At 68.7% G+C, this 23,383-nt stretch carries 12 protein-coding genes; 7 read left to right on the forward strand and 5 right to left on the reverse strand.

Annotated elements, in window-relative coordinates; translation table 11 throughout:
• The first annotated feature begins 64 nt into the window (after positions 1 to 64).
• The 6 genes from CRP45_RS19140 (at position 65) to CRP45_RS33920 (ending at position 9,080) form a co-directional block, all read left to right on the forward strand.
• Positions 65 to 289 (forward strand): type II toxin-antitoxin system VapB family antitoxin, encoded by a 225-nt coding sequence (locus tag CRP45_RS19140; protein ID WP_097246241.1) that lies wholly within the window; start codon positions 65 to 67, stop codon positions 287 to 289.
• Positions 286 to 720, forward strand: a complete 435-nt coding sequence (locus CRP45_RS19145; protein ID WP_097246242.1) for a PIN domain-containing protein — start codon at positions 286 to 288, stop codon at positions 718 to 720. Before CRP45_RS19140 ends, CRP45_RS19145 begins: the two co-directional genes overlap by 4 nt.
• A gap of 268 nt (positions 721 to 988) precedes the next feature.
• Positions 989 to 3,106 carry a galactan 5-O-arabinofuranosyltransferase gene (locus CRP45_RS19150; RefSeq protein ID WP_097246243.1) on the forward strand — a complete coding sequence of 706 codons (2,118 nt, stop codon included), beginning with the start codon at positions 989 to 991 and terminating at the stop codon, positions 3,104 to 3,106.
• 167 nt (positions 3,107 to 3,273) lie between these two features.
• Entirely contained in the window at positions 3,274 to 5,220 is a 1,947-nt protein-coding gene (locus CRP45_RS19155) for a glycosyltransferase family protein (RefSeq protein ID WP_245910238.1), read from the forward strand.
• Positions 5,221 to 5,412: 192 nt separating this feature from the next.
• Complete coding sequence (locus tag CRP45_RS19160; protein ID WP_097246244.1) at positions 5,413 to 8,667, forward strand: arabinosyltransferase domain-containing protein; 3,255 nt, start codon at positions 5,413 to 5,415, stop codon at positions 8,665 to 8,667.
• A 251-nt stretch (positions 8,668 to 8,918) separates the two neighbouring features.
• The gene (locus CRP45_RS33920) at positions 8,919 to 9,080 is read left to right on the forward strand and encodes a hypothetical protein (protein ID WP_169810867.1); all 162 of its coding nucleotides are present in this window, start codon (positions 8,919 to 8,921) and stop codon (positions 9,078 to 9,080) included.
• A gap of 161 nt (positions 9,081 to 9,241) precedes the next feature.
• Here CRP45_RS33920 and CRP45_RS19165 read toward each other — a convergent pair whose 3' ends face one another.
• Positions 9,242 to 12,571, reverse strand: a complete 3,330-nt coding sequence (locus tag CRP45_RS19165) for an arabinosyltransferase domain-containing protein (RefSeq protein ID WP_097246245.1) — start codon at positions 12,569 to 12,571, stop codon at positions 9,242 to 9,244.
• Between the two features lie 145 nt (positions 12,572 to 12,716).
• Between CRP45_RS19165 and CRP45_RS19170 the strand changes: the two genes are divergently transcribed.
• Positions 12,717 to 13,214 carry a peptidylprolyl isomerase gene (locus CRP45_RS19170; protein ID WP_067786623.1) on the forward strand — a complete coding sequence of 166 codons (498 nt, stop codon included), beginning with the start codon at positions 12,717 to 12,719 and terminating at the stop codon, positions 13,212 to 13,214.
• 71 nt (positions 13,215 to 13,285) lie between these two features.
• Here CRP45_RS19170 and CRP45_RS19175 read toward each other — a convergent pair whose 3' ends face one another.
• From CRP45_RS19175 to CRP45_RS19190, 4 genes are all read right to left on the reverse strand, one after another.
• Positions 13,286 to 14,830, reverse strand: coding sequence for an acyl-CoA carboxylase subunit beta (locus CRP45_RS19175; protein ID WP_067786621.1), 1,545 nt, complete (start codon positions 14,828 to 14,830; stop codon positions 13,286 to 13,288).
• Positions 14,827 to 20,103: a polyketide synthase Pks13 gene (pks13, locus tag CRP45_RS19180; protein WP_097246246.1), complete on the reverse strand. Its 5,277-nt coding sequence runs from the start codon at positions 20,101 to 20,103 to the stop codon at positions 14,827 to 14,829. The genes CRP45_RS19175 and pks13 overlap by 4 nt, the downstream gene beginning before the upstream one ends.
• Before the next feature lie 111 nt (positions 20,104 to 20,214).
• The gene (fadD32, locus tag CRP45_RS19185; RefSeq protein WP_097246247.1) at positions 20,215 to 22,134 is read right to left on the reverse strand and encodes a long-chain-fatty-acid--AMP ligase FadD32; all 1,920 of its coding nucleotides are present in this window, start codon (positions 22,132 to 22,134) and stop codon (positions 20,215 to 20,217) included.
• A gap of 193 nt (positions 22,135 to 22,327) precedes the next feature.
• Complete coding sequence (locus CRP45_RS19190) at positions 22,328 to 23,347, reverse strand: LLM class F420-dependent oxidoreductase (RefSeq protein ID WP_067786615.1); 1,020 nt, start codon at positions 23,345 to 23,347, stop codon at positions 22,328 to 22,330.
• Positions 23,348 to 23,383 lie beyond the last annotated feature (36 nt).

The following is a 23,383-nucleotide window of genomic DNA, read 5'->3' on the forward strand; positions in this document are numbered from 1 at the left end:
ATGGAGCGCGCACCATGTACAATTATTCGCACATGCGAAGGGCTTCTATGTACAGGAGGCGTAAGTGTCTCTAACCCACATCGAGATCGATGATGAGGACCTCGAGGCCGCGAAAAGGCTCGGCGGACACCGAACCAAGACTGCGGCTGTTGCCGCTGCACTGCGCGAATACAATCAGCGGCTCTCACGCGCCGCAGCCATCGACTACTACTTCGATATGGCCAAAGACTGGGACATCGAAGGTGCCGAGGCGGCCCACCGCGCCGAAAAGGAGCGCTACACACGGTGATCGGATACCTGATCGACTCCTCGGCGTTGTGGCGAATCCTGCGAGATCGATCGGTCGTCGATCGCTGGCGCACTTCCCTGGCTGACGGCGAAGTCCGCTCCTGCTATCCCCAACGTGCCGAGTTCCTGGTATCGGCGCGCAACTTGAAGGAGTACTCCCACTACTGCGGCATGTTCGACACGCTCTACCGTGATGTGTCGGTGCCAAAGGCGGCTGGCACATGGATCGCCGGTCTGCAGCATCGCGCGGCCGAGAACGGGAGCCATCAGTGCCTGTCCGCGGTGGATCTGCAGATCTGCGCCACCGCCGCTTATCACGGGCTGGTGATCGTTCACGATGATGCCGACTTCGTCACCGCAGCGCGGCTGGCGACCGAACTTCGGCAGGTGAACGTGCATGAAGGACCCGAACCCGACTCAGGGTCGAGCTGACGGTAATCCTCGCAGAAGGTTCTCCGGCGCGAGTTCGGCTGTTACAAGTGAGCGTTCGCGATATCGGTCCACTCGCGTCCCTGGGAAGAGGAACTCGCTCGGCGGCGGTGAGACCGCTGCCCAACTTCCGTGCGGGGAGTTTGTTAGCGTGCGGTGCGAATCCGCGGCGGCGGCCGGAGCGTAACCGAGCCCGGAGCCGACTAGTGAAAACGGAGGCGCTATGAGCACACCTGTCACGGAACAGAGCACCGCGACCGCATCGGGGCGGATGTCGCTGTTCCTGCGGCAGGTTGGGGCCGGGGTTGGGGAAGGGGTGGTTGCCGCGGTGGTGGCGGCGGTGGTTGCTGCCGTGGGTCTGTTCGCGTTTTCGTTGGTGGAGTGGCCTGCGTTCAATTCGTCGAATGTGACTCGGGCGTTGACGACGGTGGGGCAGGTGGGGGCGGCGGGGCTCGTTGTCGCCGCGGTGTGGTTGTTGCGGGTAGGGAAGTGGCCGCTGGTGGCGAAAGTGCTTTCGTGGGTGGGGGTTTCGGCGTTCGTTACGGTGACGCTCGGGATGCCGTTGGCGGCGACGAAGCTGTATTTGTTCGGCGTTTCGGTGGATCAGGAGTTCCGGACCGAGTATCTGACGCGGCTCACCGACAGTGCGGCGCTGCGGGATATGACGTATGTGGATGTGCCGCCGTTCTATCCGGCCGGGTGGTTCTGGGTCGGTGGGCGCGTGGCGAATGTGCTCGGCATGGATGGTTGGGAGGCGTTCAAGCCGTACGCGATCGGGTCGCTGGCCGTGGCGGCGGTGCTTGCGCTGGTGCTGTGGACGCGACTGATTCGCGCCGACTGGGCGGTGGCGGTGACGGCGGCGACCACCGCGGTCGCGGTGACCTACGCGTCGCCCGAGGCGTACAGCGCGGTGATCGTCGTGCTGCTGCCGCCCGCGCTTGTGCTGGCCTGGGGTGCGCTCTACCGGCCGGTCGAGGATGCGGCACGCGCCGTGAACCCGCCGAACGGACCCGGTGCGATCCGCGCGGACGAGGTCGCGACGGATGCTCGGGCGGAATCGGCGCCGGTCGTCGCGCCCGCGCGGCCCTACCGGACCGCCGGTGGTTGGGGCGCGGTCCTCGGCGCGGGTCTGTTCCTCGGCGTCGCCGCGAACTTCTACACCCTGTACTTCCTGGTGGCCGCCTTCGCGATCGGCCTGATGGGACTGCTGGCCGCAGGACTCGAGTTCCGGCAGCGGCGGGCCGCGCAGCACCCGAGGGCAGCACGCAGGGGCGGTTCCACCCAGCACGCAAGCACGGGCGGGCGGACGACAGCGGCGTCGACCACAAGCGCAAACCGCGCGACCGCCGGACCGGCGTGGCGCGCCGCCGTGCCGCCACTCGTGCGCCTGCTGGCGATCGCGGTGATCTCCGGTCTGGTCGCGTCGGTGGTCTGGCTGCCGTATCTGCTGGAGTCGCTGACCACGACCACCCCCAGCTCCGGCACCGCCCTGCACTACCTCCCCAAGTCCGGCGCGGAACTCCCCCTGCCCATGGCCGAGTTCACCCTGCTCGGCGGCCTGTGCCTGATCGGAACCGTGTGGCTGGTCGTGCGGGCGGGCTCCTCCCGGCGCGCGCAGGCGCTCGGCATCGGTGTTGTGGCGATCTACCTGTGGTGCCTGCTGTCCATGCTGGCGACGGCGGCCGGGACCACGCTGCTGTCGTTCCGGCTGGAGGCGCCGCTGCTCGTGCTGCTCGCGGCGGCCGGAGCGTTCGGTTTCGTCGAGGGCGCGCGGGCCACGTACCAGGCGTTCAACGAGCCCGCGCGGTTCCGGGTCGCCGTCGTCGCCCTCGCGATCGTCGGCGCGCTCGCCTTCGTCCAGGACATTCCGCATGTGCTGACCCCGGAGATCACCACCGCCTACACCGACACCGACGGCGACGGCAACCGCGCCGACAAGCGCCCGCCCTCGGCGGTCTCCTACTACGACGAGATCGACGCGACGCTGCTCGCGCAGACCGGCCGCCCGCGCGACGAGTCGGTCGTCCTCACCGCCGACACCAGCTTCCTTTCCTTCTATCCGTACTGGGGTTTCCAGGCCCTCACCTCGCACTACGCGAACCCGCTCGCCGATTTCGCGGGCCGGGCGGCGACGATCAAGGACTGGAGCAAGCTGGATTCGCCCGCGAAGCTGCTGGAGGCGATGGACAACAGCCCGTGGCGCGCGCCGGACGCCTTCCTGTTCCGCCGCGGCGGCGACGCCTACACGCTGCGCCTGGCCGAGGACGTCTACCCCAACGACCCGAACGTCAAGCGCTACTCGGTGAGCTTCCCGAAGGAACTGTTCGAGGACCCGGCCTTCACCACCACCGACATCGGTCCCTTCACGCTGATCACCGTCCGGCGCTGATCAGCGAACCGAACCCGCAGGTCACAGCCTCGGCCGCCGGACAAATGTGTCGGCACGGCGATTTCTGGGCAACCGAACTCTTGGTGCCAGGTTGCGCCCGGGCTCGATGAGCGCCCGGCGATACCTTTGGCGGCTGATTTCCGGCAGGGCAGAGGGAGAGTTCGCGCGTGCGTTTGGACAGCGCCGATCAGGACACGATGGACGAATCGGCGGAGGTCGGCTCGGCGGGCACAAGAGCCTCGCACGAACGGCCCGCGACAACGCTCCAACAGGCGGCCGCACTCGATCGCCCGGCGTCGGCGATCGAACCCGCAGGTCCCCGGCGCAAGCGAGCGCCCAGCATCCCGGCGATCGCCCGCCTGTCGCTCGCGCGGATGCGGGACCGCGTCCGCCCGGCCGATCTCCTCGTCGCCTTCGCCTACCTCGCGCTGGCGGCGACGGTGCTCTCCGCACAGTGGCGCGACACCGACAGCGGCTACCTGATCAAGAGCGGTCAGGACCAGACGATGTGGGAGTGGTTCTTCGCGGTGACCGCGCATTCGGTCGCCCAGCTGGAGAGTCCCCTCGGCACGAATCTCCAGAACTTCCCGTCCGGGGTGAACATGATGGCCAACACGGCCATGTTCGGCGTCGGCGTCCCGCTCACCCCGGTCACCCTGCTGTTCGGTCCGACGGTCACGTTCGTGCTCGCGCTCACCCTCGGCCTGGCCACCACGGCCTACGCCTGGTACTGGCTGTTCGCCCGCGAACTGGTGAGCTCGCGGGCGGCCGCGGCGATCGGCGGTCTGTTCTGCGGCTTCGCGCCCGCGATGATCTCGCACGCCAACGCGCACCCGAACTTCGTCGCGCTGGCGCTGCTGCCGATCATCGCCGGACTGCTGATCAGGATTGCGCGCGCGGTCAGCGTGGCCGTACCGCGCAACCGGATCAGGGACGCGATCACGCTCGCCTTGCTCGTCGCCGCGCAGATCGCGCTCGGCGAGGAACCGCTGCTGATCTTCGCGCTCGCGTTCGGGCTGTTCGCGGTGGTCTACCACCTGCACGAGGCGCGGCAGGGTGTGCGCGTGCTTCGTGCGCTCGCCCCGACGGTCGCCGCGGCCGCGGGAATCACCCTGCTGCTCACGGCGGTCCCGCTGTGGTGGCAGTTCTTCGGACCGCAGAGCTATCGCTCGATCGATCACGGTCCGATGGGCAACGACCTGAAGACCCTGGTGCAGTTCCCGTCCGAATCCCTCGGCGGCGCGTGGGCGCCTGGCCAGTACGTCGCCATCAACGAGACCGAACAGAACGCCTACTTCGGTTGGCCGCTGCTGCTGGTGCTGACCGCCACCGTCGCGCTGCTCTGGCGCGACCGGGTGGTGCGCGCGGCGGCCGCGGTGATCGCGGTGTTCGGCGTGCTCTCGCTCGGCTCTGTCGCCACCGTCGGCAAGCGCCCGACCGGCGTCGAACTGCCGTGGGCGCTTGCCGAAAAGATCCCGCTGCTGAATTCGGTGCTGGAGACCCGGCTGACGATGGCCGCCGTGCCCGCGATCGCCGCGGTGTTCGCACTGGCCTCCGATCGCGCCGTCGCGTCATGGAAACAGTCGGCGGCGGACTGGAAGCCGCTGGCCTGGTTCGCGGCACTGACCTGCGCGCTGCTGCCGTTGACGCCGACCGTCCTGCCCGTGACCGAACGCGCGCCCGCGCCGCGCTTCTTCACCGACGGCGCGGTGCGGCAGTACGTGGACGACGGCTCGGTCGTCATGATCCCGCCGCCGCGTCCGCCCGACGCGCGGGCGTTGCGCTGGCAGGCCGACGCGAACTTCGTGTTCCCACTCGCCGACGGCTACTTCGTCGGCCCCACCGGAGCGGAGAAGAAGGGCAGCTACGGACCCGAAGCGCGACAGACCGCCATGCTCCTGGTGAAAGCGCAGGACACCGGCACGGTGCCGCCGATCGGCGCCGAGGAGCGGGCCGCGGCGCTCGCGGATCTGCGGTTCTGGCGGGCCGACGTGCTCGTGCTGCCGACCGCGAAGAACTCCGACGTGCTGACCAGCACGGTCACCCAGCTGCTCGGCTTCGCCCCGACGCACGTCGAGGACGTGTGGATCTGGGACGTCCGCGCACTGCACTGAGGCCCGCCGTATTCACGGCCCCGCGACGCAAAACGCGCACGGCCGGAGCGGGCACCGAGGTTACGCAAAACGCGCACGGCCGGAGCGGGCACCGAGGTTACGCAAAACGCGCACGGCCGGAGCGGGCACCGAGGTTACGCAAAACGCGCACGGCCGGAGCGGACGCGGAGGTTACGCCTAGCATGAACGATCGTGCGACCGGACCGATCTACTCGAGCGTTCACCCGATACCGCCTGATCGCCCTCGTCTCCGGACTTCTCGGATTCGTGCTGGCGCTGCTCACGCCGCTGCTGCCGGTGGAGCAGGACCGGGCGACGCTGGACTGGCCCCAGCCGGGCGCCGCCGACGTAGAGGCGCCGTTGGTGTCGTACGTCCCGCTGCGGCTGGAAGCCACGCTGCCGTGTTCGACGCTCCAGTCCGGCGCCGCCACGCTGCTTTCGACCATCCCGGCCGCCTCCGGCCAGGCCAACAGCAAGGGCCTGGTGGTCTCGATCGCCGACGGCACGCTCTCGGTGCTGCAACGCGATATCCCGCTGTTGTCCGCGCCGGTGGCCGAGATCGGGTCCTGCGGCGGGATCGAGATCGTCTCGACCGCGGCCGCGACCACCGTCGAATTCACCGGCGTGCGACGCGAAGACGGCACCGCGTTCCGCAACACGATCGGCCGCGACATCCGTCCGCAGGTGGTCGGCGTCTTCACCGATCTGACCGCCGACCAGCTCGGCGCCGCGAAACTGCACGCCGACATCGACTCCCGGTTCTCCTCCACACCGAGCGCACTGAAACTGGCCGCGATGATCGCGGCCGCGGTCTGCACGATCATCGCGCTCGTCGCACTGCACCTGCTCGACACCGGCGACGGCAGGCGGGCCCGCCGCTTCCTGCCCGCGCACTGGTGGCGCTTCTCCCCTGCCGACGCCGTGGTGCTCGGCGCACTGGTCGGCTGGCACGTCATCGGCGCGAACACCTCCGACGACGGCTACATCCTCAATATGGCTCGCGCCTCGGAGCATTCGGGCTACATGGCCAACTACTACCGCTGGTTCGCGGTGCCGGAGGCCCCCTTCGGCTGGTCCTACGAGGTGCTCGCCTGGATGACCAAGATCTCCGACGCCAGCCCGTGGATGCGACTGCCGACGCTGCTCGCCGGGATCGTGTCGTGGCTGGTGATCAGCCGAGAGGTGCTGCCGCGCCTCGGCGCTCGGGTGCGCCGCGACCGGGTCGCGCTGCGGACGGCGGGACTGGTCTTCCTCGCCTTCTGGCTCCCCTACGACAACGGTCTTCGCCCGGAACCGCTGATCGCGGCGGGCGCGCTGCTCACCTGGTGCTCGATCGAGCGCGCCATCGCCACCGGCAGGCTGCTGCCCGCCGCCGTCGCCGTGCTCATCGCGGCCTTCTCGCTCGCGGCCGGTCCGACCGGCCTGATCTGCGTCGCCGCGTTGATCGCCGGATCGCGGCCGGTGCTGGAGATCATCGTGAAGCGGGCGCGCGGCTCGGCCACGGATTCCTTCGGCACCAAGGTCTTCCGCCACGGCGCACTGGTGCTTCCGGGTCTCGCGGCCGGAACACTCGTGCTGATCGCGGTTTTCGCCGATCAGACACTGTCGACGGTCATGGAAGCGACCCGCGTGCGCACCGTCGTCGGCCCGAACGTGGCCTGGTTCGACGAGCGCACTCGCTGGGACTCGCTGCTCATGCTCGCGCCGGACGGCTCGCTGTCCCGGCGCTTCGGCGTGCTGCTCATGCTGCTGTGCCTGCTGGTCTGCGTGCTCCAGGTGCTGCGCAAAAGCCGCATCCCCGGCACCTCGCGCGGTCCTTCGGTGCGCATCCTCGGCATCGTGTTCGCCTCGCTGTTCCTGATGATGTTCACCCCGACCAAGTGGACGCACCATTTCGGCGTGTACGCGGGTCTGGCCGGATCGCTGGCGGCGCTGGCCGCCGTAGCCGTCGGCACCGCGGCGATTCGGTCCGCGCGCAACCGCGCGCTGTTCGCGGCTGCCGTGCTTTTCCTGCTCGCGATCACCTTCACCGGCTCCAACGGCTGGTGGTACGTCTCCAGCTACGGCGTCCCGTGGTGGGACAAGGCGCCATTGGTGGCGGGCAAGGGCATCTCGACGTTGTTCCTCGGCCTGACCGGCGTCGCGCTGCTGCTCGCGCTCTGGTTCCACTACCGCGAGCCGTACCGGCGCGAAAAAACCAGGCCCGCCAACGGTTTCGACCGGTTGGCGTCCGCACCGCTGACCATCGCCGCCGCACTGCTCGTGCTCTTCGAGTTCGCCTCGCTCGCCAAGGCCGCGGCGACCCAGTACCCGGCGTACTCGATCGCCAAGTCGAATGTCGAGTCGCTGCGCGGCAATCCGTGCGCGCTGGCCGACGAGGTGCTCGTCGAGACCGACACGGCCGACTCGCTCCTGCTGCCCTACGAGGGCGCGCCCGCCGACGGCCTGAACGCCGAGTCGAAGGGCTTCTCCCCCAACGGCGTCGCGAGCGACCTGACCGCCGACGCGGAGGAGACCACCACGGGCGGCGCGAACACGGTGAACAAGGACGCGAAGAACAAGACCACCAACACCACCGGCGCGGGCACCGGCGGCGGCTCCACGGAGCAGGCGGGCGTCAACGGCAGCACCGTGGCGCTGCCGTTCGGCCTCGACCCGGCGCGCACCCCGGTGCTGGGCTCCTACGAGGAAGGCGAGCAGAAGCAGTCGTCGCTGACCTCGCAGTGGTACCGCCTCGACCTCACCGACAGCATGCGCGACGACCCCGCCTACCGTGTCCTCGCCATCACCGCGGCGGGCCGGATCAGGTCGGTCGACGCCGACGGCGTGGTCACCTACGGCCAGGACCTGCGCCTGGAGTACGGCACCCGCGGCGCCGACGGCGCGGTGACCACACTGGGCTCGGTGAACCCGCTCGACATCGGCGGGGCGCCGTCCTGGCGCAATCTTCGGGTGCCACTGGATCAGTTGCCCCGCGAGGTGAACGCCGTGCGCTTGGTCGCGGTGGACAACGACATCACCCAGCGGCAGTGGCTCGCCGTCACCCCGCCGCGCCTGCCGCGCCTTGCGACCCTGAATTCGGTTGTCGGGGAATCGGATCCGGTGCTGCTGGACTGGCACGTCGGGCTGGCGTTCCCGTGCCAGCGGCCCTTCGACCACCACAACGGCGTCGCCGAGGCGCCCAAGTGGCGGATCCTGCCCGACCGGGTCGGCTCCGACGCCTCCAACGCCTGGCAGGACGACATCGGCGGCGGCCCGCTCGGCTGGACCGGACTGCTGCTGAAGGCCGAGACGGTGCCGACCTATCTCGACCACGATTGGGCACGCGATTGGGGTTCGCTGGAGCAGTTCACGCCGTATGATCCCGAGGCGCAGCCCGCGTCGATCGGCGTCACCACGGTGACCCGCAGCGGGATCGCGAAGGACGACCCGATACGGGTGAAGTAGGGCATATCTCCGCCGTCGTCCCGGCCGCGAATCCGCCGGGACGACGGGGAGTTCGACCCCGAACGGGTCTCCGGTCGCGTACCGACCGGGAGGCCGGACGGTCGGTTTCGAACCGCCGTCCCCCGGCGACCCCGCGTCCCGCGCCCCCCACGAAACCTCCTGACGCACTGTCGGTTTCGATGAGGTGACACCTCCGTAACCGATGATTCGAATACGAGACGCCGCCGCGTTTGGACCGTAATCTTGTGGGTATGACAGCAGCCTTCGATGACATGGATCTCCGCGATCTCGTCGATCTGCTCACCGACGAGGAAAAGCGCGAAATACGCCCTGCGGTGCAGCGGGTACTCGGCCGCCTCCCTTCCCAGGAGGTCCTGCGCCGGGAACTCGGGCGCCGCATGCTCGAGGTCTGAGCCGAACCCCCGACCCCCGAACTCACCCGCGGCAGCCCGGCGAAAGCCGAAAAGCCGTGTCTACGAGTCTGTCCGAAATCCCTACTACGTCCCCCCGAAAACGCACAGGGCCGTGCGCCGGTGAATTCTCACCTGCGGCACGGCCCTGCTTACGTTCGGGGTCAGAACACCCGCATGTCGCCCGGTGACCACAGACCGGAACGGTTCGCCGTCCCGGTCTCCAGGCGGGCGGGCACGGCGTTCGAGTCGTACTGGTCGTAGCGCTCCAGCGAACCCCAGTCGCGCGCCCAGTCGTCCTTCAGGTAGGTCGGCAGGGTGGTCGACTTGGCCAGCATCTGCGCGAAGCCGAGCGGGCCGCCGAATTCCTCGGCCTGCCAGGTGTTGGTGGAGCTGATGGCCAGCGGCCGGTCCGGCAGGATGCGGTACTTCGGCACCTCGGCCACGCCGTTCTCGTGGTAGAACGGCCGCTGGCACGGGAACTGCAGGCCGACCGCCCAGTCCAGCAGGATCGGCTGCTCGGAACCGAGGAAGTCGTTGAGCGAGTTCAGCTTCGGCATCCGCGGCGGGGTGAACGCCAGCCACTGGTCACCGATCAGGATCGGGTCGTTGGCGACGATGCGCACCGCGTCGGCGTCCGGCGCGAGCTCGTCGAGCGGCACCCGCAGGTTGCGCCAGGACGGGAAGGGGCCGATGTCGCGCGGCAGGTAGGTGCCCAGCTTCTGCACGCTGCCGTCGGGCTGGCGGCGGCCGTAGTCCACCGTCAGCGACTGGCCGTACTTCATCGACCCGGTGTCGTCGAAGGAGAGGATGCGTCCGGCGGCCGAGATCACCACCAGCGGCCGGTCGGCCGAGCGCGCGGGCAGCTCGTACCAGCTCGAGGTCAGGTTGGCGGGCTGCTGCACGCCCTCCTGGTAGCTGCCCATGATCGGCGTGGTCGCCGGGTCGAGACCGAAGGGCAGGGCCACGGTGCTGCCGTTGACGCCGAGCGCGCCCTGACCACCGCCGGTGCCCGCGCTCTCGCCTTCCGCGAAGGCCGCGCCGACCGACTGGGTGGAGGTGTTGCCGGTGCCCGGCTTCACCTCGACGCTGTCGGCGGACAGGTCGTCCGGCACGCCGTTGGGATCGAAGCCCACCGGCTTGGCGCCCGCAAGCGGGTCGCCGTTGGCGGGCGGGTCGGCCGGATCGATGATCGGGTTCAACCGTCCGCCGTTCGGGTCGGACTCCACGAGCACGTCGCTTGCCAGGCCGCACATGTTGCCGCCGAGCGCGTCGAAGTTGGAGCGGGCCAGCGAGTACGCCGGGTACTGCGAGTAGGCGCCCTTCGCCAGCGACGCGACTTCCAGCAGCACCATCATGGCGGCGACCACGGTCAGCGGGATCGCGGCGAACTTGCGAATCCGCCTGCCGCGCACCGTCTTCGCCGAGGGCTGCGGCTTGGTGTAGTCCTCGCGCAGCGCGAACCAGGCGACCAGCGCGAGCGCGAGGCCGAACAGCATGAGCATCAGCGTGTTGGACTGGTAGCCGCTCAGCGAGATCTGCTTGTCGAACCACGGCACACCGAAGCTGGAGACGTACCAGTAGCCGTTGATGCCGGAGAACGCGATCGCCAGCACGAACAGCAGACCCGCGAGGAAGATGGCCCGGTTCTTGCGCGCCCGCAGCGCGCTGGCCGAGACCGCGACGGCGGTGACCGCGGCGAGCGAACCGGCGATGCCCGCGTACGCGCCGAAGTGGTGGGTCCACTTCGTCGGGTTGAACATCATGAAGAAGATCGTGCCGAGCACGATGCCCATCAGCCGCCAGGTCGGGCCGCTCGCGATGCCGGGTACCCGCCTGCGCCGCAGCAGCACCAGCATGGTGGTGAACAGGCACAGCAGCATGACGAGGAAGGCGAAACGGCGCGAGAGCGAGCCGTCCACCGTCTCGACGAACAGGTAGTAGTAGCGCAGGTAGTCCTCGTACCAGGCCAGGTTCGGGCCGGTCGCCTGACGCACCCGGTTCGCTTCCTGGATGCCCGCGAAGGTCTGATCGCTGTAGACCACCGTCAGCACGAGTACACCCGCCGCCGCGATCGGCGCGAGCAGCGGCAGCGTGCCGTGTTCGCGATGACGACGCACCACGACCCGCACCAGCGGCCGGATACCGGCGAGCAGCGCCGCGACGCACATCAGACCGGTCGGCGCGGCCGCGAGCGTGAAGGCGGCGATCAGCACCGCCGCCGCGGCGGGCAGCAGGCGGCCGGTCGCGATGGCGCGCTCGATGGAGACCCAGGTCAGCAGCGCGCCGAGGGCGACGATCGGCTCCGAGCGCAGGCCGTTGTCGAACGGCAGCCAGAAGGCGAGGAACACCAGGCCGCCGGTCCACAGCGCCACCTTGCTGGTGCGCACGCCGCGCCCGAGGCGAGGAACCACCTCGCGGCTGATCACCATCCAGCAGAGGATGGCGCAGGCCAGCGCGGGCAAACGCACCCACGGGCTGGCCGTGGAGATCTCGGCGAACACCTGGATGACGTAGTAGTACCAGCCGAACGGCGCCTCCGGCACGCCGTACCAGCGGAAGTAGTTGGCCATGTAGCCCGCCTCCGGGGCCACCCGCACCATGCTCAGGATGTAGCCGTCGTCGGAGGTGTTGGCGCCGACGAAGTGCCACAGCAACAGGGTGCCGATCACCGCGCCGTCGGCCCAGGTCGGCTTCCGCCAGTTGGCGGGCAGGAAGCGGCGATGCCCGCGGCCGTCGCTGCTGTCCAGGCGGGCCAGCGCCGCGAGCGCGATCAGGGTGCACAGCACCGCGGCGATCATCGCGATCATCTTGACGAGGGTCGGGCTGGAGCTGAACCGGGTGTCGACGGTCATGTCGAAGGACAGACCGGCCGGGACAGCGCCCTTCAGATCGGAGAAGACGCCAACCACCTGCGGGCGCAGGTCACCCGGCAACTGTCCCTCGACCGGGACCTGGACCGTCTCGACGCCGCGCCCGTCGTCGGTCGGCTGCTCGACCGTCCTGGTCAGTCCCTCGAACGCGGCGTGGGTGCGCTCACGATCGGAGGTGATGACGATCGAGGAGCACTCGCCCATCCGCTCGCGCTCGGCCGACGCGACGACCGCGTTGCGGTCGACGACGTCGACGGACGACTCGGAGACCCGCACGAACATGGCCTCCAGCGCCGCACGGTCGCCCTGCGGCGGCGCGGTCGCCAGCAGCATGCCACCCTGCTCGGGCAGCGTCGCCACGGCGGAACACGGAATGCTGGCCCGCAGGTCGGTCGGCACCTGCGACATCAGCGGCGCCTGCACGTTGCCGAGCGTGCCGCCCTGCGGCCACTTCAGCACCGCGGTGGTCTGCTCGACGGGCAGGAACGGCGTCGCCAGTGCCAGCAGGGCTCCCAACACTCCGGCTACCAGCGCGATTATTCGCGCCGTCCGATAATCCTTCGGTCGGATCTCGGGTGCGGCGGGAGGCTTCGTCAAGACAGCGGTTGCGGCGTCGGGCACGGTTGGCAATGCTAGCGGGTAAAGGGACGGCACCGGGTCCCGGAAGCATGCTGTGAGTTCGCCGAATTCCGGGCCGGGGTCCTTTTCACCCCGAAAGTCGACCCGACGTGCTGACCCATTACCGGCCGAATGGAAAGGTATGGGTATGACCAAGGTGAATCTCGAGACGAATTTCGGTCCGATCGTCCTGGAGCTGGACGAGGAGAAGGCGCCGAAGACGGTGCAGAACTTCGTGGACTACGTGAACGCCGGCCACTACAACGGCACGATTTTCCACCGCGTGATCCCGAACTTCATGATCCAGGGCGGCGGCTTCGAGCCCAACATGAGCCAGAAGAAGACCAACGCCCCGATCCAGAACGAGGCGAACAACGGCCTGAAGAACAACAAGTACACCGTCGCGATGGCGCGGACCAACGACCCGCACTCGGCCACCGCGCAGTTCTTCATCAACGTCGCCGACAACGACTTCCTGAACCACTCGGCGCCGACCCCGTCCGGCTGGGGCTACACCGTGTTCGGCGCCGTCGTCGACGGCACCGAGGTGGTCGACAAGATCGCGGGGGTGAAGACCGGCTCGGCGGGCATGCACCAGGACGTGCCGCTCGAGGCCGTCACCATCAAGTCCGCGACCGTCGGCTGAACACCTTCCGCAAGGACGCGAATCGGGCCGTCTCCGAAGGGAGTACGGCCCGATTCCGGTTCGCGAGGAAATTACAGCGGCAGCAGGTGGTGCTTGCGCGGGTTGCGCTCGAGCTGCTTGTCCTGCAGCAGCTGCAGGGCGCGGCGTAGCTCCAGGCGGGTGGTCGCCGGCTCGATGACGGCGTCGATGTACCCGCGCTCGGCAGCCACCCACGGCGTCGCCACGGTCGCGTTGTAGAAGTCGATCATCTGCTGGCGCATCGCGGCGCGCTGCTCCTCCGGCGCGGCCTCGATCTGGCGCGCGCCGATCAGGCTCACCGCGCTCTCCGCGCCCATCACCGCGATGCGGGCGGTCGGCCAGGCGAGGTTCACGTCGGCGCCGAGCTGCTTGGAGCCCATCACCGCGTAACCGCCGCCGTAGGACTTGCGGATCACCACCGTCACCTTGGGCACGGTCGCCTCTACGAAGGAGAACAGGAAGCGGCCGCCGCGCTTGATGACGCCGATCTTCTCCTGCTCCACGCCGGGCAGGAAGCCGGGCGTGTCCACCACGAAGATCAGCGGGATCTCGAAGGCGTCGCAGAGGCGGACGAAGTGCGCCGCCTTGTCCGAGGCGCGGGCGTCCAGCGCTCCGGCGTACACCATCGGCTGGTTGGCGACGACGCCGACGCTGCGACCGTCCACCCTGGCGAAGCCGGTGATGATGTTGCGTCCCGCGGTCGCGCCGATCTCGTGGAAATCGCCGTCGTCGAAGATGCGCAGCAGGATCTCGTGCATGTCGTAGCCCGCGTTGTCGGAGTCGGGCACGATCGAGTTCAGTTCGCGGTCGGAATCGGTGATTTCCGGCTCCAGGCCGGGGTTCACGATCGGGGCCCGCTCGGTGCAGCTGGTCGGCAGGAAGCTCAGGTAGTCGCGCACCCACTGGAACGCGGCCTGCTCGTCCTTGGCGACGTGATGGATGTTGCCGTACTCGGCCTGGCTCTGCGCGCCGCCGAGTTCCTCCAGGCTGACGTCCTCGCCGGTGACCTCGCGGATCACCTTGGGACCGGTGACGAACATGTACGCCTCTTCGGTCGCCACCACCACGTCGGTGTTGATCGGGGCGTACACCGCGCCGCCCGCGCACTTGCCGAGAATCATCGAGATCTGCGGAACGAGGCCGGACAGCGGCTCCTGGCGCCTGCCGAGCTCGGCGTACCAGGCCAGCGAGGTGACCGCCTCCTGAACGCGCGCGCCGCCCGAGTCGTTGATGCCGACGACCGGGCAGCCGACCTTGGCGGCGTACTCCATGATGTAGGCGACCTTGCGGCCGAACATCTCGCCGACCGACCCGCCGTACACGGTCTGGTCGTGGGAGAACACCGCCACGGGTCTACCGTCCACGAGGCCGTGGCCGGTGACGACGCCGTCACCGTACAGCGCGGCGGGATCACCCGGCTTGCGCACCAGGGCGCCGATTTCCACGAACGTTCCCGGATCGAGCAGCATGTTGATCCGGTCGCGGGCGCTGGGGATGCCTTTCTTGGCCCGTTTCGCGACTCCCGCTTCCCCCGCCGGTTCCTGCGCCAGCTCGAGGCGCTTACGCAGGTCGGCGAGTTTTTCGGCAGTAGTGCTCACTGTGCGCCTTTCGCCTCGATTTCCCCGAGCTTCGCGGTCAGGTCGGCACCGATCCGGCCGATCCGCGGCTCGTCGACGATCTGCAAGTGATCACCGGGGATGTGCACGATCTCGAGGTTCTCGATGTACTCGTCCCAGCCGCCGTTCGGGCGCCGGTCCGCGTAACGGGGCTCCAGCTCGATCGCGCCGTCGTGGTAGCGATCGGCGAGGTAGAGCACGACGTCGCCGTCGTAGCGACTCGGCTGGACCTGCTGCAGTGCCCGCTGTTCGATCCACGACGTGCGCTGGTGCTCGAGCACGCCGCCCGGAATCTTCGCACCGCTCATCTTGATGAGGTCGGTGATCATCTTGTACTGCTCTTCGTCACTGGCTGCGGCCAGCTCTTCGATCTGTCCGCGATCCAGCTCACCGGGGACGTTGTAGGTCTTCCTGGCGAAGACCTGGAAACGCTCGATCCGGCGCACCCGCTCTGCGGGGCTGTTGTCCTCGTTCTCGACCGGAATCGCCAGGTCGATCAGGCCGACCAGTCGAACGTCCGCGCCTTCGGCCCGCAGCAGCTGCGCGACCTGCAGCGCCAGGACCGCGCCGAGGGACCAGCCGTACAGCACGTACGGTCCGTTGCCCTGCAACTTGCGCAGCTCGGGCAGGTACTGGCGGGCGCGCTCCTCGATCGAGCCGTCGACTCGCTCGAAGCCGTACATCGGGGTGTCGGCGGGCAGTCGCTTGAGCAACGGCTCGTACACCAGGGTGTTGCCACCGGCGGGGTGGAACACGAAGACCGGAACGGCATTCGAACCCTCGGCGCGCGCACGCAGTGGCCGGACGAAGCCGTCCACGTCGGCGCCGCTGTCCTGGAGCTGGCGGACCACGTCGGCCAGCTGTTCGATCGTCTCGCAGTCGAGCACGTCGTCGACGGTGATCTCGGCGCCGACCCGCTCGGTGAGGCGGGCCGCCAGTTTCTCGGCGACCTCTTCCTCCAGGATCGGAAGGGTGTTGAAGATGCCGCCCGCCGACTTGCCGGTGACGACCGCCCAGCTGGCGAAGGTCAACCGCTCGGCGGCGTCGCGCGGCGGCACATCGTCCTCGACGGCTGAGCTCTGCTGCTGACCGCCGAACATCGCCGCCGCCTCGACAGGCGCGGCGGCCGGGGTGGCCTCGGCAGCCGCGACCGCGGTCGATTCCGCTTCGGCGACAATCTTTTCCGCCTCGGCCTCGATCGTGGTGTTCTCGGCGTCGAGCCCCGGCACCGGTGCGCCCGCGGCTTTCACCGCGGCGGCCGGATCCTCGCCCGCCTCCAGCGCCGAGCGCGCAGCGGCGATGAAGTCGCCGTCGACGGCGATCTCCTCACCCGCGGCCTGCTTCTCGGCGATGGCCTGCACCTCGTCGCGGTGCTCGATGGCGTAGCGCAGCACCTTGCCGACCTCGTTGAGGTTGGCGTCGCGCACGGCCTGGATCTGCAACTGCGGAATGTCGAATTCGTACTCGACGCGGTTCTTGATGCGCATCGCCATCAGCGAGTCCAGACCCAGCTCCATGAGCGGGATCTCCATCGGCAGGTCCTCGACCGCGTAGCCCATGGACTCGGCGACGATGATGGCGAGCCGCTCCTCGATGGTCTGGCTGCCGTTGGGGTCCCAGCGGTCGCCGAAGGTCTCCACGACCTCGGGCTCGGTGACGGTCGCGACCGCGGTTTCGGTGACCGGCTGCGCGACAGCGGTTTCCGGCAGCGCGGCGCCGGAGCTGACGACGGCCTCGTAGAGCAGGCGGAACGCGTCGCCCTCCTTGGCGTGCACCTGCACCGACGCGCCACCGAGGTGCGGGGACAGCGTGGTGGTCAGCGTTCCGGCGGCAGGCAGCGCGCCGTGGGTGACCGAAGCGCCCACCGCGACATCGCTGAGCACCTGCACCGCGGCGGACTTCACCAGCGCGGGGAGATCCGTGACGACACCCGCCTGGACCTCCCAGACGTGGCGGCCGTCCGGCAGCGCGACGTGCGCGCCGGGCACCTTGGTATTGCCGCTGCCGCTGTTGATCTGCGCCTTCGGCCAGTACTCCTTGCGCACGAACACCGTTCGCGGCACGTCGGCGTAGTCACCGGCGGGCAGCAGCGAGGGCAGGTCGACGGCGTGACCGTGCACGTAGAGCTGAGCAAGCGCGGAGATCACGCCCGCCGACTCGTCTTCCTTGCGCTTGAGCGTCGGGATGAGCTGCGCGTCGTGCAGTCCTGCGGCGAACGTGGTGCCCAGAACCTGCATCAGCGCAACGGAATTCGGCGCGAGCTCGAGGAACGTGGTGTGCCCGGAGTCCACCGCGAGCTTCACCGCGTTGGTGAAGTACACGCTGTGGCGCATGTTCCTGACCCAGTAGTCCTCGTCGTGGATCGGGTCGTGGCCGGGACGGTAGAACTGCTCCTTGTTCACCGTCGAGTACAGGCCCGCCTTCATGCGGGTCGGCTCGATGCCCGCCAGCTCGGCAGCCAGCTCGCCGAGCAGCGGGTCCATCTGCGAGGTGTGGCCCGCGCCGCGGGTCTGGAGCACGCGGGCGAACTTGCCAGCCTCCTCGACCTTGGCGACGATCGCCTGCACCTGCTCGGTCGGGCCGCCGATCACCGTGTTGGTCGGCGCGGCGTACACCGCGACCTCCACGTCCGGGTACTCCGGCAGCATGGCCTCGACGTCGGCGGCACTCAGCTCGACGAGCGCCATGTTGCGCACGTCGGCGTCGGTGATCATCGCCTCGCCCTCGCCCATCAGGCGCGAACGGGCGCAGATCACCCGCACCGCGTCCTCGAGCGCGAGACCGCCCGCGATGTAGGCGCCCGCGACCTCCCCCATCGAGTGGCCGACGACGGCGGTGGGCTCGGCTCCGTGCGCGCGCAGCAGCGCGGCGAGACCGATCTGGATGGTGAAGATGCCGACCTGCGAGGTGCCGACGTTGTAGTCCTGGGCGTCGTCCAGGATCATCTCGCGAATCGAGTAACCGGCCTCGTCCTGCACCAGCTCGTCGACCTGGTCGACGGTGGCGCGGAAGATCGCGTTCTCCAGGTAGAGCTGCTTGCCCATCTTGCGGTGCTGCGCGCCGAATCCGGCGAGCACCCAGACCGGGCCCTGCGCGGCGGGGGCGTCGGCGGTGAACACGCCGTTGCCCGGCTTGCCAGCGGCGATCGCGCGCAGACCGGCGACGGCCTCCTCGTGCGTCTTGGCGATCACGACGCCGCGCGAACGCCAGTGGCTGCGCTTGGCAAGCGAACGGGCCACGTCCGCGAGCGGCACGTCGCGACCCGCGTCGGACTCCAGCCAGTCGGCGAGCACGGCGGCGGCGCGCTTACGCCGCGACGGCAGGTAACCCGACACCGCCAGAATCACCGGCAGCGGCTCCGCGCGCTCGGCCGACCATTCCGACCGAATGTCACCCCCACCGGCCGCAACCGGCTCGAGGTCACCTTCGGTCGACGCGGTCGTGGCCGACTGAATGTCACCTTCGGTGGGCGAGACTGGTTCGAGGGCACCTTCGGTCGAGATGGTCTCGGTGGACTGGATGTCACCTTCGGCGTGCGCGGGCGCGGCAGCGGCGGGCACGTACTCCTGGAGTACGACATGGGCGTTGGTGCCGCCGAAGCCGAAGCCGGAGATGCCGACGGTGGCGACGCCGCTGTAGCGCGGGAACTCGGTGGGCTCGTCGACGACCTTCAGCCGCGCCTGCTCGAACGGGATGAACGGGCTCGGGCCCGCGTAGTTGATGTTCGGCGGAATGACGTTGTGCTGGAACGCCATCAGCACCTTGGCCAAGCTGGCCGCGCCGGCGCCGGACTCCAGGTGCCCGAAGTTGGTCTTGGCCGAGCCGAGCAGCGCGGGCTTGTCGGCATCGCGACCGCGACCGATCACCCGGCCGAGCGCGTCGGCCTCGATGGGATCGCCGATCGGAGTGCCGGTGCCGTGCGCCTCGATGTAGTCGACGGAGGAGGGCTTGATGCCCGCGTCGCGGTAGGCGGCGCGCAGTACGTCGGCCTGGGCGTCCGGGTTCGGCGCCAGCAGACCGTTGGAACGGCCGTCGTTGTTGACCGCGGAACCCTTGATCACCGCGAGAATCCGGTCGCCGTCGCGCTCCGCGTCGGCCAGACGCTTCAGCACGACCAAGCCGCCGCCCTCGGAGCGGACCATACCGTCGGCGTCGGAGGAGAAGGCCTTGATGTGGCCGTCTTTCGCGACGCCGCCGCCCATGTCGAAGCCGAGCGTGGCCATCGGCGTCAGGATCATGTTGACGCCGCCGGCCAGCGCCAGATCGGCATCGCCGTCGCGCAGCGCACGCACCGCCTGGTGCACCGCGACGATCGTCGACGAGCAGGCCGTATCGACGGAGACCGACGGACCGCGGAAGTCGAAGAAGTAGGACACCCGGTTGGGGATGATGCTGGAGACGCTGCCCATGATGGCGTAGCCCTGGGCCGTCGCGGGCAAGTTGGCGTCGCGCTCACCGCCGAGGCCGAGCGCCGCGATCAACTGGAAGTCGTTGGCGGACGAACCGATGAAGACGCCGACCGACTCACCGCGCAACTCGCTCGCCGGAATCCTGGCGTGCTCGAGCGCCTCCCAGGTCAGCTCCATCATCAGTCGCTGCTGCGGATCGACGCGCTCGACTTCGATGGGCGACATCGCGAAGAACTCCGCGTCGAAGCCCTTGACGACATCCTGGTCCAAGTAACCGCCGAGCGTATTGCCCGCGGCGACAGCCTTGGCGACCTCGGGATCGCTCAGGAACTCCGACCACCGGCCTTCGGGTGCTTCCCGGATGCCGTCACCGCGGTTGATCAGGAACTCCCACGTCGACTCCGGTGTATCCCCCGCACCGGGCAGCCGAGTGGACAGACCCACGATCGCGATGTCGTGCGCCTCGCCCGGCGTGTAACCGGCGGTGTAGAAAGCGTCGTCGGCCGACTCCTCGGGCGCCTCGGGCTCACCGTGCACGATGACCTCGGCCAGCGACGCGATGGTCGGGTGCTTGTAGACGACGGTCGCGTTCAGCACGACGCCGGTGAGCTCTTCGATGTCGCCGCCGAGGGCGAGGGCGTCGCGCGAGGCGAGCCCGAATTCCTCCATCGGCCGATCAACCGTGATCTGCTCGATCGGCTGCCCGGTCGCGTCGGCGACCCAGCGGCGCAACCATTCTCGCAGTTCGGCCACCGAAATGTCCGTGGTGGCAGGCGCGGCCGTGCCTTCCGTGGCGGCGGACGCGATTTCGGTCGTCTGGGTGGGCGTGCCCTCGTTGTCAGCCATCAATTCCTCAAGCTACCTGTCTGCGTAACCGGGCGCGCCGTGAATTGACGCTCGGCGTGGATGAGATCCGCGCCGAGCGTCGCTGGTCGGCCTCTAGCTCACCCTGGGCTATTACTCTTCCGGTGCATCGGGGAAGGCCTGCTGGGTGTAACCACCGCGCAAGGTTCCCTCCAGATAAGCAGTCTTGCAGGCGCGCCGGGCGATCTTGCCGCTGGAGGTGCGCGGGATCGAGCCCGCGGGAACCAGCAGCACGTCGCGCACGGTGACGCCGTGGCGCTGCGAGACGGCCGCGCGCACCGCGTCGGCGATCGGCAGCGGATCGGCCTTGCCCGCGCCCGGGCCGCGCTCGGCGACGATGACGAGCTGCTCGGAGGCGTCGTCGGCGTCGAACGTCTTCAGGCCGGAGTGGCTGCCCTGCTCGAACACCTCGGGCGGCAGCTGGTTGGCGGGCACCGAGAACGCGGCGACGAAGCCGGGGCGCAGCGCCTTGCTCGCTTCCTGCGCCGAGTACTCGAGGTCCTGCGGGTAGTGGTTGCGGCCGTCGACGATCACCAGGTCCTTGACCCGGCCGGTGATGTAGAGCTCGCCTTCGAAGTACACGCCGTAGTCGCCGGTGCGCATCCAGTTGCCGTCGGCCGCGGCGCCCTCGGCGTGGCTGCCCTCGGCGAGCCGCTCGGTGACCTTGTTCTGGAAGGTCTTCGCGGTCTCGTCGGGACGGCCCCAGTAGCCGATGCCCATGTTGTTGCCGTGCAACCAGATCTCGCCGACACGGCCGTCGGGCAGCTCGTGGCCGCCGCCGTCGTTCTCCACGGTCTCCGGGTCGACGATCACGGCCCACTGCGACTTCGCCACGTAACCGCAGGACACCTGCGCGATGGCGTTCTCCGCGTTCTGGTCGACCTTCACCATCCGACCGGCGTTGAGCTCGTTGCGGTCGACGTAGACGACCTTCGCCTCGTCCTCGGCCTTGGTCGCGGAGACGAACAGGGTCGCCTCGGCCATGCCGTAGCAGGGCTTGATGGCGGTCTTCGGCAGACCGTACGGCGCGAAGGCCTCGTTGAACTTCCGCATCGAGGAGGTGGTGACCGGCTCGCTGCCGTTGATCAGGCCGATGACGTTCGACAGGTCCAGCGACTCGCCCGGCTTCGGCAGACCGCGCGCCGCGGCGTGCTCGAACGCGAAGTTCGGTGCGGCGGCGAAGGTCCCGGCGCCGTCGGAGACCGCGGCCAGTTCCTTGATCCAGCGGTACGGGCGGCGCACGAACGCGCTCGGCGACATGATGGTGATGTACTTGCCGCCCACCGCGGGCAGGATCACCGTCAGCAGGCCCATGTCGTGGAACAGCGGCAGCCAGGTGACACCGCGCGAGTTCCAGTCCAGGTTGATGGAGTGGACCATCTGCAGCAGGTTGGTGCCGACGGCGCGGTGGGTGATCTCCACACCGGCCGGAACCCGGGTCGAACCCGAGGTGTACTGCAGGTAGGCGATGTCGTCGATCTTGATGTCCGGACGGACCCAGGTGTCGCCGACGCTGTCCGGGATCGCGTCGACCGCGATGATGCGCGGGCGCTGCGCCGCGGGTAGCGCACGGAAGAACTGACGCACCCCGGCCGCGGAGGAGCTCGCGGTCAGGATGGCCGAGGGCTCACAGTCGCCGAGCACCGCGTGCAGGCGATCGGTGTGACCTGGCTCGTCCGGATCGAACAGCGGCACCGAGATGGTGCCCGCGTAGATGGCGGCGAAGAAGGAGACCACGTAGTCGAGGCCCTGCGGAGCAAGGATCGCAACCCGGTCGCCCGGCTTGGTCACCTGCTGCAGACGGGCGGCCACCGCGCGCAGCCGAACACCGAATTGCTGCCACGTCAGCTCGTGTACCTCGCCATCGCGTTCCCGCGAGTAGTCGATGTAGCGGTACGCGAGCGTGTTCGCGTCGTTGCGGGTGTGCTTCTCGACGTGATCAACCAGGGTGTGATCCTCGGGAATACGGATGTTCCCGGTTTCGTCCAGGTAGTCGTCGAAAGTCTCTTCCATTCCTTCTTCTCCTCCGAGGCACACGCAGCAAGACGGCGGCCCCGCCGCCTGTTACCTGTGAGGCCCCGACTCGCTTTCGCCCGCGGGTGCTCGTCGTCCTAGCGCCGAACCTGCAGATTTTCACGCGGTCTGCGCGGTGACCGCTATCGGCTAAATGTTCTCAAACCAGAGTCATGTTACAGAGAAGGCCGGGTCACTCATCCCTCAGCAGGGGGATAACCGGCGCGAACGCGTCCATCTGGGTGGGGAACACCCCGACATACGACATCGAGGTGAGTTGCCGCACACGACGGATCTGTTCGGCGATCTCCTCGAACGTCCCGATCGCCACGTACGGCGAATTCAGGATGTCCTCGACCGAGAGCTTGGTGTCGACCTCGAGATCGGGGTGCAGGCCGCGTTCGATGGCCGTCAGCGCCATTTCGGCGGTCTTCTCCCGATCGTCGGTGATGACGATCGCGGTGATGGCCCAGTTCAATTCGATCTGATCGAACCGCTCGCCGGCGGCCTCCTTGATCAGATTCACCTTCTCGATGGTCTTCTCCAAGGTGATGCCGGAGAGCAGACCCTTACCGTTCTTGGTGGTGACCGGAACGACGGAGATGATGTCGGCGTGCTTGGCGGCCAGGCGCAGCATCTTCGGTCCGCCGCCGCCGGTGCAGATCGGCGGGCGCGGGCCCTGCCGCGGACGCGGGGTGCCCTTGATGCCGTTGACCTGGTAGTACTTGCCCTCGAAGGTGCATTCCTGACCGCGCAGCAGCACGTCCAGGATGGTCAGCGCCTCGTCCAGCTTGGCGAGACGCACACCCGGGGAGTCGTACACCAGACCCGCGGCCTGGTACTCGTCCTGCTTCCAGCCCGCGCCGAGACCCACCTCGAGGCGGCCCTTCGACAGCACGTCGATGGTGGCCAGATCCTTGGCGAGCACCACGGGGTGGCGGAAGCCGTTGGCCAGCACCGACGTACCGAGACGGATCTTCTCGGTGGCCTGGGTCAGTGCGCCGAGCGCGGCGATCGGACCGATCTGGTCACCGAGGTGATCCGGCACGACGAAGGTGTCGTAGCCGTACTCCTCGGCCTGCTGCGCCGTCTGAACGAACTTGCGGGCGCCGCCCTCCTGCTTGTTTCCCTCGCCCGCAGCCGCGAAGCGAAAAGGACGCAACGGGGTGCCCAATGCGGTCAGCTCACCGGCCGTGGCGGCGGCTTGTGTCATGAACTCATGCTCCTGGCTGTAAGGAAAATGCGGCGC

The sequence above is a fragment of the Nocardia amikacinitolerans genome (genome assembly GCF_900215415.1).
Lineage (GTDB): Bacteria > Actinomycetota > Actinomycetes > Mycobacteriales > Mycobacteriaceae > Nocardia > Nocardia amikacinitolerans.

Coding starts and splice junctions, on each gene's coding strand:
- CRP45_RS19150 (WP_097246243.1), top strand. CDS start 989: ATGTCGCTGTTCCTGCGGCAGGTTGGGGCCGGGGTTGGGGAAGGGGTG.
- CRP45_RS33920 (WP_169810867.1), top strand. CDS start 8,919: ATGACAGCAGCCTTCGATGACATGGATCTCCGCGATCTCGTCGATCTG.
- CRP45_RS19170 (WP_067786623.1), top strand. CDS start 12,717: ATGACCAAGGTGAATCTCGAGACGAATTTCGGTCCGATCGTCCTGGAG.
- pks13 (WP_097246246.1), bottom strand. CDS start 20,103: ATGGCTGACAACGAGGGCACGCCCACCCAGACGACCGAAATCGCGTCC.
- fadD32 (WP_097246247.1), bottom strand. CDS start 22,134: ATGGAAGAGACTTTCGACGACTACCTGGACGAAACCGGGAACATCCGT.
- CRP45_RS19190 (WP_067786615.1), bottom strand. CDS start 23,347: ATGACACAAGCCGCCGCCACGGCCGGTGAGCTGACCGCATTGGGCACC.